Genomic DNA, 12,787 nt, shown 5'->3' on the forward strand with positions numbered 1-12,787 from the left:
AGACATTTGGGTTTATTTATTTTATAATCGGATTAAAAATTTTATTTTCTAACATAAACTCTTTAAAGAAAAGCAATAACCAAGATGACGATTAAGCTATCTTGGTTATTTTAAAGCAACTCCTTAAGTTCTTTAAAAGAAAGCATTATTTATCTCCGACTAACTTTAAGACATTATCAGGTAGCCAAACATAATAGTCTTTTTCCGTTACAAAGACTAATACATACCCGTTAATAATCAACCCACCTGTGACAAAAATGCTTCCCTTTTCATACATGACATCTGGTTGCGATTCTTTTAATGGAGCGTGTTTTCCTATTGTATTTTCTATTAGCTTATAACGCTTTTCTTCTCCTAGTATCGTGTCAGCAATTTTAAGATCTGTACCAAGATAACGTCTACAAGAATCGTAAGTCCCATCATTAATGTCATCGCAATATTCCACTATTTGTCCATTTGGGGTATCCTTAAAATAAATAGAAAAGGATTCTTCTTTTCTGAAGTACCTTCCATAATTTCCATTCTCGCGATTTATATTAATATACGATGGATTTTGATAGAAGGAAGCACGAATTTTTAATGGGACTTCTTTGAACACTACTAAATCTGTTGCTTGTACCCGATATTGCCCCATCTGATAAAATGTTTTACCATCATATTTTTCAATATCATATGTTCTAAAGAAGTTATTTCGCTTTACTACTAACGAATCAAATGTGCCGTTTGGATTTTTCTTATATACCTTGATATCCTTTGTAAAAGTCATTTTCCCTGTTTGACCTTTGACTACTTCTGCTCCATCATGCATTACTTTTGCTTCTGTTATGGTCGGATGAATTACTGCTACTATTAATGCAGCTAAAAACACCATAATTAATTTTTTCATTATTCTCCTCCTTCACAGCTTTATATTAATTTCTTTATATACGAATATTGTAGTATTTTATCAATAGCAATGAATTACGTCAAAAAAATAACAAATTTAACGTGTTTTTCCACAACTTATTTTCATCCAGCTACCCATTCACTCAAGTTTTTAAACAAAACGGTTCATCCAATCTCAATATCTCGTTTGACATACTAATTTTTATAAGTTACTATTTCCTCATTAAACGTGAGAGGTTGAGGACGATGATACGTCGTTTAAGAAAACTTAAAAACGTCGCTGTGCGTTTAAGCTTCTAAGTAGATACATGAAAACTAATTACTTAGAAGCGAGGTACGCATAATGAACAATCAAAAATATAATCATTGGTCAGAAATTAAATATATTAAGGATTTAGTGACAAATCCGCTCATTGAAGTTGGCGACTATTCATACTACTCAGGTTATTATGGAAATCAAAATTTTGAGGACGGGTGTGTCAGATATCTTTGGGGTGACCATAAATCTCGTGAGTTATTTAATCCTATTAATGATTTTGGTTGGCATTTAGATAAACTGATTATCGGAAACTACGTTTGTATTGCCAGTGGTGTCATCATTTTAATGGGTGGTAATCATAATCACCATTCAGAATGGATAACAGTGTATCCGTTTACGGAACAGATTGAACGTTCTTATGAGCCAAAAGGAAATACGGTTATTAAAAGTGATGCCTGGATTGGTATGAATGCAATGATTATGCCTGGGGTTACTATCGGTGAAGGTGCGATTATTGCTGCAGGATCTGTTGTATTAAAAGATGTTCCGCCTTATACGATTGTCGGTGGGAATCCAGCCAAAGAAATACGAAAACGATTTTCAGATTTACAAATAGATAAATTATTAGAAATGCGTTGGTTTGATTGGGAACGTGAGAAAATTGAAAAGGCTATTCCTTTGTTATCAAACGATTCTATCGATCAATTGTATGATTTCTATTTACATGAAATAAAAATATAATAAATATAGAGAACTACTACGAGTTAATTTAAGTATGTGGGAACGCTTTCCACTTGGTACGTTCTGAGCAAAATTGCCGCGCTTATGTAATCAACTGAATAAAATGCATTTCAGTTAACAACATCTTGCTGCCTTATGGTGATACATGAAACTACATCTAATTTAGATGTAGTTTTTTTAATGCCCTCTCACACGTGCTTTGTTCGAGTTTGTCCTTAAAATTATTAGACTGCGCTATTTCGCGCAATCGTCTTTATAAACCGTAATGCCCCCCACGGTTAAGTCCTTTAGTGTTACCTGTCTGCCATATTCCCGTGACAGAATACTTTCAATGATTGGCAACAACTTACGTACCTTTTCTTCTGTCATTTTTACAGCCTTCATACGCACACTCCTTTTTATCAGAATATGTCGAATAGGCTTGTCACTTTCGTTAAGACATATTTCAAATTAAATCCTTGGCAAACGTTCCTTCTTTCTTACTCATTTCAGGCTGTTTTTCACAACATACCATTCCCCCAAATACAAATACTGCCCATGGATGCTGCATACCAACTAAATCCAATTTACTATCTCCATTTGGGCCATTTTCTGTTAAAATGATTTTAGAAAGGAAGGTGATTGAAAATAACGACAGTGGAAAAGGAGAAATTGTCTGTCGGTTTAACACAATTCATTGATTTCACAGTTAGGCAAACAATGTTGGCAAAGATGAACAAAATTACTGAAATTAAAAATCAAGGTGATTATCACCCAGTAAAAGATCATTGGAAACAATTAAGAGAACGGATTAAATTTTGCTATGAGAAAAATCAATCTCTAGAAAATTTAGATGCTTTACTGTCTGAAGTTCATGAAAGAAAAATTAATTCCTATACCCAAGCAATAAAGGCATTTAAAAAATTTACTCGTAACAAAGAAATCGAATGGTTTGATCCACCAAAATCGTTATGGACATCTAATAATGGGTTAATTGTTCGTTCGTCTCCCGAATTAGGTTTAGTTATTGATGGCATTCCTCACTTAATAAAATTGTTTTTTAAAGGAAACACTGAAAAAATCAACGAACGAAACATTCAACCAATCCTCACTTTAATGTTAGAAGCACGATGTAACGACCCTATCCCAGAAAACATTATATATGCTGTATTAAACGTCAAAACAGCTAAATTACATGTAGCTTCTCAAACAAATTCGAAAATCCTTCAAGCACTTCAACTTGAGGCACAAACATACGAAAATATTTGGCGAAATTAAGCGTCCAATTCATTTCCATTTTAAATTTTGTGCACATTGCTCATACGTCCCTCATTACACTCATGACTTCATTTGAACAAATGCAAAATCCACCCTTTTTTCGTGCTTGCTAAAGCTGGCATCCTTACCATACATGTTGATTAATTAACTAAAGGCTAGAGCCTGAACATACAACAGGCTCTTCCCATCATCAAAAATAATACCCAGTTATTGAAAAACGGCTCGTTCTTTTTTAATCAAATTTTTTAATCAACATCCAAATCCATCTACATATAAAAGTATTATTTTTATAGTTAGTAAAATATATAAAAGAAAGGAAGTTTAGAAGGAGTGAAATACTGATGAAGTGCGTCATCTATGTTCGAGTCAGCACAGATGAACAGGCTAAACATGGATTTTCGATTGCTGCACAAATCGAAAAATTAGAGGCTTATTGTGTTTCACAAGGATGGGAAATTGTTGAGGAGCCCTACATTGATGATGGGTATTCTGCTAAAGATTTAAATAGACCCCATTTCCAAGCAATGCTACAGCGCATTCAGCAAGGAGGAATCGATGTCCTTCTTGTGTATAAGCTAGATCGCTTAACTCGCTCTGTCCCTGATCTCCACACAATTTTAGCTGAGTTAGATCAATATGAATGTAAATTTAAATCCGCTACAGAAGTTTACGATACGACAAATGCGATGGGTCGTTTATTTATAACACTTGTTGCTGCGATTGCCCAGTGGGAGCGAGAAAATACAGCAGAACGGGTACGTTTAGGAATGGAAAAGAAAGTGAAGTTGGGTTACTGGAAAGGTGGCACGCCCCCCTATGGCTATCACGTAGTGGATGGTGAATTAGCTATCAATAAAGAAGAAGCTCAAATTGTGAAAGACATCTTTACATTAGCCAAGACATTAGGTTTTTTCTCACTTGCCCGCCAATTAACAAATAAAGGAACCCCCACGCGAAAAGGCGGACAATGGCATGTCGATACTGTGCGAGATATTGCTAATAATCCGACATACGCAGGTTACTTAATGTTTAGCTCTAATCCGAAAGACATTAAAAAGCCTCCTCGGGAACGTGTGCTGTTTGAAGGCATTCATGAACGTATTATAGATCGTGATGAATTTTGGGAGCTACAAGATTTGTTAGAAAAACGCAGAACATTTGGAGGAAAGCGCGAATCGAGTAATTACTATTTTTCCTCACTTTTAAAATGTGCTCGATGCGGGCATGCAATGTCTGGTCATAAAGCTGGCAAGAAAAAAACATATCGATGTTCTGGCAAGAAAGCTGGAAAAGCTTGTACTAGTCATATGATTTTAGAAAGCAATTTAGTGCAAACCATCTTTGCAAAATGGGATGACTTGGTCGGTGGCCATTTTCAAAGTAACGAAGGCGACGCAATATTCCCAATGGCACAACTGTCGTCATTACAACAGGAATTAGCTGTTGTGCAAAAGCTTTCACATAAGAAGAAAACCATGTTCGAGCATGATATTATCGGCATCGACGAGTTAATAGAAGAAAGTGAAAAGCTTCGTCATCAAGAAAACGAGTTATACGCAAAGCTAAAAACGTTACAGCAGCAGGATCAGCGTCAACATGTGGAAATCCGAACTGTTATCCGCAATATTGATACACTATGGTTGAATGCCGATGATTACGAACGCAAGCAATTAATGACCACCATCTTCGAGCAAATTATCGTTGATACAAAGGATGATTATACGAGCAGTAAACAAGCCAGGGAAATTATAATTGTTGCAGCTAAATAATATGTCTTTTATTGGTGGCGGTACACTTATACCATGGGCACTCATTCCCGCTGCTGCTATTTGTAACGTCAGTCCATTTGAACTTGCACGGCGCAATTTATTGCCTGTAGCGATAGGACTTATTGTTACGACAATTGTTGCGTTATTTTTAATTTAAAAACATCTGCTTGTTTATATTTTTTTACACTAGGCATCAAGAAGTTCATCTTGATGTCTTTTCATCTGTTAAATGAGAGCTTTGACCTTTAAGAGAAGTAGCCCCAAGTTCCGCATCCAAAACAAAAATGGCAGCGTGGGAAGCACCGATACTGAATATCAACAACAATTGTCCCTACACATTACACCCTAATAAAATGCAAAGTTTTTTAACAAACGAATAATATTATCATATTCATATAATAATTTCATTAGCTTTTTACTGTACATCTGTTTAAAAATATATTATATTTTTTGATAATGTTCTCACATTGATAACATTTGCGTTTTCCATTAATACCATCTCTTTTCTACAGATAGGGGGCTCATAATGCTTAATAAAGCGGAGGTTTTAATGCATCCAGTGAGAATGAAGATTTTGCAGGCACTGATGCATAATACAGAAGACGGTTTAAGTACGTTAGAGATGATTTCTTTAATTAAAGATGTACCGCAAGCTACATTATATCGCCATATTCAAATATTAATGGATGAAAACATTATTAAAATTGTGAAAGAACGCAAAGTACGTTCTGTCACGGAAAAATTTTATGCTTTAAATGAGGGAGCAGCAAAAATAGATGCGGAGGAGTGGTCCAAGCTTACGAAAAAGCAAAAGCTAAACTATATTTCTTATTATCAATTAGCACTACTGTCTCAATATCAAAATTACTTAAACTTATTTGAAGAAGATTGCGTCGAGGATCAAGCTACTTTTTCATTACTTGACTTATCTTTAACAAAGGAACAGTTTAACAACTTTCAAAATGATTTAAATGATTTATTAACGAGATACTATAATATGTCCGATTCAAGCAATAAAACGGAAACAAAAACGATCGCATTAAATATTATTCCAAAATCTTAAGTAACAATATGTAGGTACGATCACTGGATTTAAATTGTAAAGAAATGGAGAAGATTTATGAAAAAAGGCAAGTCAGTTGAAAATATAAGAAAATTTATTATGATTATTATAGGCGCAGTCATCGCAGCATATGGACTTGAAGCGGTATTAATACCGAACAATGTCATTGATGGTGGCGTAACAGGTATTAGTATTATGGGTGCCCATTTATTCGGAATTCCGTTAGGGGTGCTACTCTTTGTACTTAATATCCCATTTATTTATATTGGCTACAAACAAGTAGGAAAAACTTTTGCATTAATGAGTAGTACTGGGATAGCGGCTTTATCGATTTCCACAGTTCTATTACATGATGTTAAAACAATTTTAGGTCCAAACGATCCTTTATTAATTGTCTTATCAGGTGGTATGTTACTTGGAATTGGAATAGGAATTGTCTTACGTAACGGTGGTGCATTAGATGGCTCTGAAGTGTTAGCCGTACTATTATCACGTAAAATTCCGTTTTCAGTCGGAGATATTATATTATTTATTAATGCCTTTATTTTCTTAGGGGCAAGCTTTATTTTCGGATTAGAAAGCGCATTATATTCAGCTTTAACGTACTATATTGCGAAAAACGTTATTGATATTATTCAAGTAGGTTTAGAAAAATCAAAAGATGTTCGTGTTGTCAGTGCAAAATCTGAGGAAATTGGTGACGCCATTCAAGCTCGTTTAGGACGTGGTGTTACTTATACACAAGGGCGTGGCGGATTTTCAAACGAACCAACTGAAATTTTGAACTGTGTCATTAACCGTATGGAAGAAAATAAGCTTGTGACAATCATTAAAGATATTGATAGCGGTGCTTTTGTTGTTATTTCTGATGTTTCAGAAGTTCGTGGTGGTAATTTCAAAAAACGTGATATTCACTAATATTAGAAGTAAGCAAGTATCATTACTTGCTTACTTCTTTTTATTTACCGTATTTGTTGGAGTTCACTATTATTTTTTTCATATTTTATTCCGTTTATTAGACAGATTGCTCCTACTAGGACAACAGCAGATGCACCTATTAGCGCATATTGATAACTGTTTGTATAGTTGGCCAATATTCCTGCTAGTGAAGGTCCAAGCAATTGCCCTAGTGCATAGCCTGCTGTTAAAACTCCTAATATTTTATGACTATTTAAAGGGACAATTTGCTTTGCTAAAGTAGTTGCAACCGTTGTAATCCCCATAAATGTCGCACCGAATATAAAAGCACTTGTGTAAATGGTAAAAGTGTTTGTGGACAATGCTGGTAACACAATCCCTAATGACTGCAATAACATAGCTATAAATAATGTCATTACATAACCCCAACGCTGTGCAAGTTTTGACCAAATAAAACAAGATGGAATGGCTGCAATGCCAACGACAAACCATACAAAGACTGCATCCCCCTGAAAGCTTGTTGATTCATTTGCAATGGATACGATGAAAGTTCCAGTAATAATATAGCCAAGTCCTTCTAGACTATAGGCAAGTACTAGCCATTTAATCCACCTTGTCGGTAGAGCTTTACGCAATATTGGTGTTTCACTAGTTTGCTGTTGTGTTTTAAGTGTGTTTGGCTTTATTAAAATGACAATAAATATTAGTAAGATACTGCTAAATAATGCTAAGGCAAACCATGTGCCATACCAGTTAAATAAAGCATGTATTGGTGAAACAATTAAAGCACTTAATGCAATTCCTATCCCTACACCACTATAAAAAATCCCTGACAAGTGTGATTTCCTGCTCGTAGCTAATTGATCGAGCACTAGACTTGCAGCAATGACAAAAATAAAAGCACTCATTACGCCAGAAATAAACCGAAGCACATACCAAACAAAAATCACCTTAGTGCACCCCATTAAACCAGTAGTTACAATACTTATAACTAATGCTAGTTGTAAGAAGGGAATCCGTTTTTCTTTGAATTGTAGACGTCCAACAATAATGGCACCTACAAAATAGCCTAAATAATTGCTCGTAGCTAAAAAGCCTGCAGTTGCTCGACTAAACGCAAAAGCTTCTTGCATGTAAGGTAAAATGACTGTATAGGCAAAACGACTAATGCCCATTGCAACGATGAATGCAAAAACGCCTCCAATTAAATAATGAACTGTTTGCTTATTCATAGTTCCCCTCCCCTTCACATTTACTATAACTAATATTTAGGTATCACAAATAGAGCCGATTATTTATAATAGATATCAAATAAATTGATAGCAGGAGGGAATATCTTGAATTTTAATGATTTGCTTATTTTTCGGACGGTCGTACAAGCAGGAAGTTTTTCTAAAGCAGCCGCAGAACTTAATTACTCACAATCTAATATTTCAATGAAAATACAAAATATTGAAGAATTATATAATGTAACCTTTTTTCATCGAGGACATCGCGGAATCCGTTTAACAGCTAAAGGAGAACAATTTTATGAAATCGTATTAAAAATGCTATATTTGCATGAAAAATCCTTTGAAATGCTCCATGATACGAGAGAAAAAAAGGGTGTTCTGCGTATTGGTTCAATGGAAACTACCGCTGCGCTCCATTTACCAACGCTCTTAACTAATTTTCATAAGTCGTATGCACAGATAGAGTTAACAATTTCAACGAGTACATCGACGGAAAATATTGAACGATTAGAAAATTATGAGTTAGATGGTGCTTTTGTTGTAGGGCCTGTTTATAAAGAGCATGTAATAGCAAAGGAATTTATCAATGAGGAGCTAGTAATCATTTCGTCAATCCAGCATAAACCAATTGAAAACTTGCAAGATATAGAAAATTGCACCCTTATTACTTTCCGTCATGGCTGCTCTTATCGGGCAATTTTTGAACACTGGTTACATGAAGACGGTGTGCAACCAAAGAAAAGAATGGAGTTTGGAACACTTGATGGCATTATCGGCTGTGTAGCAGCAGGACTTGGAGTAACGCTCCTGCCACGTGCAATCGCAGAAAAATATATCGCTTCGCAACCACTCGCTATTCATGTATTGGCTACAAAGCAAACGCATATCCCTACTTGGTTCATATATCGTCAAGATGATTTTCAACCACCTGCACTAACATATTTCATTGATTCGATTTTAGCGTACCAACAGCTTCAGAAGTGAACGTCTGTTTTCAATAGGCAAAAGACATACGATGGTTGCAAGCAACACGATATCAACACCTAAGGCTCTTTCACGACATTCTAAGCAGAAAAAGCTATACTTAAAATAGTTATGAGACATCTTGAATTTACAAAATGAAGGAGATCTAAATGGACTTATTTATAGCGAGTGATCGACAATTGCCAATCCGATATTATGTAAATGAAGCGATTTGGATTCGCCGTGGCTGTTTCTCACCACCACAATTAACATTGCCTTTTTTTGTGGAAGTAGAAATTAAAAACAACGACAATTTATCAATTATCACGCAATATATTCGTGAATTCCAATGTCAATATAAGTCCACTGAAATGCAGATTCTCGTTAAGGACAACGTTATATATACTGAAATGGAAGTCATGCTCAACGACCAGCTTTTGAGCAATCATACGATTACTATCCATCCACTATCAAAGTAGTTATTTTTAAAAGTTATTTGGAATTCTCGGCTAACTTTTTCAATTTAACTTATAGTTAATATGAATAATCGTACTACCGTTAGCTATTTTTCAAGCTTGAGTAATGGATTATTTCTCCTGTTCTCTACTATTTTTAGGTGTCCACCTTAGTCATTACATCTATTTCATCTGTATAATCATTACAGGAGTACTAGTCGATTTATCATTTCATTCATTAATCACCACATACAAATTAGTTCTACATCTCCACAAATTCGGTAGCAGGATAACGATTAATGTAAAAGAGCAGTTTTTGATATTTCAAACTACTTTCTTTAAAGAAACATTAAAATATTAAATTATCCTTGTCTAAATATGCATACAATTGGGTTAAAAAGAATAGAAACCTAATAGAGAGATAATGCAAAATTTAGCAAATGAAAAATAAAGTGGGGGTGTAGAAGGAATGCTTGAAATAAGTGATGCAAAAGAATTAGTACTCGGAATTGTGCAGCATGATCCATTGTTTGTCGTTCTACAACATACACCATTAGAAGAAACACTTTATGGTGATGCCTATTTAACACATATCCATGAAAAAAAATATTATAGTATTTCAGAAGTTGCAGGTTGGTTTGAAATAACGGATGCTATGCTCCGTTACTACATTAAACCTTTTGACCAGTATATTTTTGATAGTGCCTCTAATCATCAAATCACAAATATTCGGTTGGACCTCCCTGCCATTTTACGACTTCGTATGATACTACTTCTAAAGGACGAATACCGTGTAAAGGGCTTAAAACTTCTTCTAGGAATTGATGATAGCAGTCAGCAAATTAAACACCAAATTACTGCTACCACTCTTGCTTCATCTGATGATTTAGCCAATAAAGTCGATGTTTTAGGTAGTGTCCTACAGCAAATGATACAAACAGGGTTATTTCATATGGAACCTAATGAAAAGCAAGGGACATTGCACATAACGATTAACGAAGATTTTTTAGCTCAAAATGCGCTATCTTCCGAATCGAGTCGCAAAATCGAAGACATCCAAAATGAAACAAATGAACTGAGACATATAAATGAAAATCTCCAAAAGCAAATGCTAGAGTTACAAGAAGGTAGCGTAAAGGATATTGTAAAAAAAATCCGTGAACGCCATATTGAAAATGAAATCGTTTCAACATTACGCACCGAAGCACTGCAACAATTTTCACTCGAAAATAAGTCAGGGTTTTTCGCAAAAATTTTTAGGTCCTCACAAATTGAGATGGAAAAGGAACAGTTTGTTTTTGGCTATATTTCACAACATTTAGAACAACGCTTGGAAGCAGCACTCAATACGTATTACGGTGCCTGACACGCAAACAATTCTGAATTGTTTGCGTGTCAGGCACCTCATAAGGAGTTGTTTTTTTGGGAGAGCAGGCAATTACATTAAATGCTGTCGAAAAACGTTTTCATCATAAACAAGTTATTGCCCCCCTTTCCTTGGGCATTCCAACTGGTCAGTTAATTGGTTTACTTGGCCCATCTGGTTGTGGGAAAACAACATTAATTAAGCTAATCATGGGCATGTTGAAGCCAGATAGTGGCACTATCCATGTATTCAATTACGTGGTTCCTCACAAGCAATTGTTAATGGATATTGGATACATGGCACAATCCGATGCGCTATATACAGATTTAACAGGTGCAGAAAATCTCCATTTTTTTGCAAAGCTTTATCAATTATCAAAAAAAGAACGAATGGAGCGCGTCGCGTACGCTGCACATCTTGTTCGTTTAACAGACGAATTAAATAATAAAGTAATGAATTATTCTGGAGGGATGAAAAGAAGATTGTCCCTCGCAATTGCTCTGATTCAAAATCCAAAACTTTTGATTTTGGATGAACCAACAGTAGGGATAGATCCTGTATTGAAACAAGAAATTTGGCAGGAGCTTATTCGGCTTAAAGAACAAGAGAACAAAACAATTTTAGTGACGACACACGCAATGGATGAAGCAGAGCGATGTGATCAATTAGCAATACTTCGTAGCGGCCACGTTCTTGCACAAGGTACACCGAACGAGTTGAAAACAAAATATCAAGCTAAAGATTTTGATGAAGTGTTTTTAAAAGCTGGAGGAACAATACTATGAGAATTGGCGCCCTAGTTTTAAGAATTATTCAGCAAATGCGACGCGATAAGCGTACACTTGCATTGCTATTTCTTGCCCCCCTCCTCGTGCTTTCATTAATGTATTTTATTTTTAATAGTAATGAGCCTGTAGTAACGCTAGTTGTATCACATAGCCCGGCAGAGCTTATTGAAAAACTAGACGCTGCCGATTTTGATGTAATTGAAAAAAATGATTTTACTATTACCAAACTAAAAGAACAACAATATGACGGTTGGTTAGCACTTCACAACAATCAAGTGAAGCTTACCTTATTAAATGACGATCCTACTACTGCTAGAGCTGTTATGATGAAGTTGTCACAAGTATTACAACCAGAGCAAGTTTCTAATATGGCGATAATGACCGACTATGTATACGGTGACAAAGATACGGCTATTTTTGATACTTTCAGCCCAATGCTTATCGGTTTCTTTGTTTTCTTTTTTGTTTTCTTAATTACTGGTATTGCCTTATTAAAGGAACGTATGTCTGGAACATTAGAGCGATTACTAGCAACACCTATTAAACGTGCCGAAATTGTAGCAGGTTATCTGATTGGTTACGGTTTTTTTGCCCTTATTCAAACCATTATAATTGTTCTATTCGGAATTTATGTTCTTGATATCGTCCATATAGGTTCCATTTGGCTCGTGTTTCTTATTAATATTTTGATTGCACTTGTATCTTTATCATTAGGTGCACTTTTATCTAGCTTCGCCGCTTCAGAGTTTCAAATGATGCAATTTATCCCCATTGTTATTGTGCCACAAGTATTCTTTTCGGGTATTTTCCCACTGGATCATATGGCGGAATGGTTACAATATATTGGTCGTATCATGCCATTATACTATGCGGCGGATGCCTTAAATGGCGTGATGTATAAAGGATTTTCCTTTAATGAAATTCTAGTAAATTTAGTAATTCTAGCTTGCTTTGCTATTGTCTTTATTATGTTAAATATCATTAGCTTAAAAAAATATCGTTCATTGTGACTTTTTAAAAGGTTCTGCTCTTTAGTATGAGCAGAGCCTTTTATTTTTGCTAAATTAGAAAATAAAACCATTTTAAGAGGT

The 12,787-nt window shown here is 35.1% G+C and carries 14 protein-coding genes; 11 read left to right on the forward strand and 3 right to left on the reverse strand.

What is annotated here, in order from left to right; genetic code table 11:
* Positions 1–145: 145 nt before the first annotated feature.
* The gene (locus JNUCC52_RS06625) at positions 146–886 is read right to left on the reverse strand and encodes a hypothetical protein (protein ID WP_173478349.1); all 741 of its coding nucleotides are present in this window, start codon (positions 884–886) and stop codon (positions 146–148) included.
* 342 nt (positions 887–1,228) lie between these two features.
* Here JNUCC52_RS06625 and JNUCC52_RS06630 point away from each other — a divergent pair, with 342 nt between their 5' ends.
* Entirely contained in the window at positions 1,229–1,885 is a 657-nt protein-coding gene (locus JNUCC52_RS06630) for a CatB-related O-acetyltransferase (RefSeq protein ID WP_173478348.1), read from the forward strand.
* 234 nt (positions 1,886–2,119) lie between these two features.
* Here the strand turns inward: JNUCC52_RS06630 and JNUCC52_RS06635 are convergent, their stop codons facing one another.
* Positions 2,120–2,269 carry a hypothetical protein gene (locus tag JNUCC52_RS06635; protein ID WP_173478347.1) on the reverse strand — a complete coding sequence of 50 codons (150 nt, stop codon included), beginning with the start codon at positions 2,267–2,269 and terminating at the stop codon, positions 2,120–2,122.
* 237 nt (positions 2,270–2,506) lie between these two features.
* Here JNUCC52_RS06635 and JNUCC52_RS06640 point away from each other — a divergent pair, with 237 nt between their 5' ends.
* The 5 genes from JNUCC52_RS06640 to JNUCC52_RS06660 all read left to right on the forward strand — a co-directional run bounded on the left by JNUCC52_RS06640 (position 2,507) and on the right by JNUCC52_RS06660 (position 6,892).
* A complete protein-coding gene (locus tag JNUCC52_RS06640; protein ID WP_337981741.1) occupies positions 2,507–3,142 on the forward strand; it encodes a hypothetical protein in 636 nt (211 codons plus the stop codon).
* 341 nt (positions 3,143–3,483) lie between these two features.
* Positions 3,484–4,911 (forward strand): recombinase family protein, encoded by a 1,428-nt coding sequence (locus tag JNUCC52_RS06645; protein ID WP_337981742.1) that lies wholly within the window; start codon positions 3,484–3,486, stop codon positions 4,909–4,911.
* On the forward strand, positions 4,895–5,068 hold the full coding sequence (locus JNUCC52_RS06650; RefSeq protein ID WP_337982252.1) for a hypothetical protein: 174 nt from the start codon (positions 4,895–4,897) through the stop codon (positions 5,066–5,068). The genes JNUCC52_RS06645 and JNUCC52_RS06650 overlap by 17 nt, the downstream gene beginning before the upstream one ends.
* Before the next feature lie 369 nt (positions 5,069–5,437).
* Positions 5,438–5,974, forward strand: a complete 537-nt coding sequence (locus JNUCC52_RS06655; RefSeq protein WP_337981743.1) for a helix-turn-helix domain-containing protein — start codon at positions 5,438–5,440, stop codon at positions 5,972–5,974.
* Positions 5,975–6,031: 57 nt separating this feature from the next.
* A complete protein-coding gene (locus JNUCC52_RS06660) occupies positions 6,032–6,892 on the forward strand; it encodes a YitT family protein (RefSeq protein ID WP_139859914.1) in 861 nt (286 codons plus the stop codon).
* A gap of 44 nt (positions 6,893–6,936) precedes the next feature.
* Here JNUCC52_RS06660 and JNUCC52_RS06665 read toward each other — a convergent pair whose 3' ends face one another.
* Positions 6,937–8,124, reverse strand: a complete 1,188-nt coding sequence (locus JNUCC52_RS06665; RefSeq protein WP_139859912.1) for a YbfB/YjiJ family MFS transporter — start codon at positions 8,122–8,124, stop codon at positions 6,937–6,939.
* A 105-nt stretch (positions 8,125–8,229) separates the two neighbouring features.
* On the opposite strand from JNUCC52_RS06665, the gene JNUCC52_RS06670 reads away from it, so the two are divergent.
* The 5 genes from JNUCC52_RS06670 to JNUCC52_RS06690 all read left to right on the forward strand — a co-directional run bounded on the left by JNUCC52_RS06670 (position 8,230) and on the right by JNUCC52_RS06690 (position 12,706).
* Complete coding sequence (locus JNUCC52_RS06670; RefSeq protein ID WP_337981744.1) at positions 8,230–9,108, forward strand: LysR family transcriptional regulator; 879 nt, start codon at positions 8,230–8,232, stop codon at positions 9,106–9,108.
* Between the two features lie 149 nt (positions 9,109–9,257).
* A complete protein-coding gene (locus tag JNUCC52_RS06675) occupies positions 9,258–9,566 on the forward strand; it encodes a hypothetical protein (protein WP_337981745.1) in 309 nt (102 codons plus the stop codon).
* Between the two features lie 445 nt (positions 9,567–10,011).
* Positions 10,012–10,908, forward strand: a complete 897-nt coding sequence (locus tag JNUCC52_RS06680) for a hypothetical protein (RefSeq protein WP_173478342.1) — start codon at positions 10,012–10,014, stop codon at positions 10,906–10,908.
* Positions 10,909–10,964: 56 nt separating this feature from the next.
* On the forward strand, positions 10,965–11,693 hold the full coding sequence (locus tag JNUCC52_RS06685) for an ABC transporter ATP-binding protein (protein WP_337981746.1): 729 nt from the start codon (positions 10,965–10,967) through the stop codon (positions 11,691–11,693).
* Complete coding sequence (locus tag JNUCC52_RS06690; protein ID WP_337981747.1) at positions 11,690–12,706, forward strand: ABC transporter permease; 1,017 nt, start codon at positions 11,690–11,692, stop codon at positions 12,704–12,706. The genes JNUCC52_RS06685 and JNUCC52_RS06690 overlap by 4 nt, the downstream gene beginning before the upstream one ends.
* The last annotated feature ends 81 nt before the right edge of the window (positions 12,707–12,787 follow it).

Origin of the sequence: Lysinibacillus sp. JNUCC-52, from assembly GCF_015999545.1 — a bacterium.
Classification (GTDB): domain Bacteria; phylum Bacillota; class Bacilli; order Bacillales_A; family Planococcaceae; genus Lysinibacillus.

What these genes read in the sequence shown, in the direction of transcription:
- JNUCC52_RS06625 (WP_173478349.1), bottom strand. Translation starts at nt 886, where the DNA reads ATGAAAAAATTAATTATGGTGTTTTTAGCTGCATTAATAGTAGCAGTA.
- JNUCC52_RS06630 (WP_173478348.1), top strand. Translation starts at nt 1,229, where the DNA reads ATGAACAATCAAAAATATAATCATTGGTCAGAAATTAAATATATTAAG.
- JNUCC52_RS06635 (WP_173478347.1), bottom strand. Translation starts at nt 2,269, where the DNA reads ATGAAGGCTGTAAAAATGACAGAAGAAAAGGTACGTAAGTTGTTGCCA.
- JNUCC52_RS06645 (WP_337981742.1), top strand. Translation starts at nt 3,484, where the DNA reads ATGAAGTGCGTCATCTATGTTCGAGTCAGCACAGATGAACAGGCTAAA.
- JNUCC52_RS06655 (WP_337981743.1), top strand. Translation starts at nt 5,438, where the DNA reads ATGCTTAATAAAGCGGAGGTTTTAATGCATCCAGTGAGAATGAAGATT.
- JNUCC52_RS06660 (WP_139859914.1), top strand. Translation starts at nt 6,032, where the DNA reads ATGAAAAAAGGCAAGTCAGTTGAAAATATAAGAAAATTTATTATGATT.
- JNUCC52_RS06665 (WP_139859912.1), bottom strand. Translation starts at nt 8,124, where the DNA reads ATGAATAAGCAAACAGTTCATTATTTAATTGGAGGCGTTTTTGCATTC.
- JNUCC52_RS06675 (WP_337981745.1), top strand. Translation starts at nt 9,258, where the DNA reads ATGGACTTATTTATAGCGAGTGATCGACAATTGCCAATCCGATATTAT.
- JNUCC52_RS06680 (WP_173478342.1), top strand. Translation starts at nt 10,012, where the DNA reads ATGCTTGAAATAAGTGATGCAAAAGAATTAGTACTCGGAATTGTGCAG.
- JNUCC52_RS06690 (WP_337981747.1), top strand. Translation starts at nt 11,690, where the DNA reads ATGAGAATTGGCGCCCTAGTTTTAAGAATTATTCAGCAAATGCGACGC.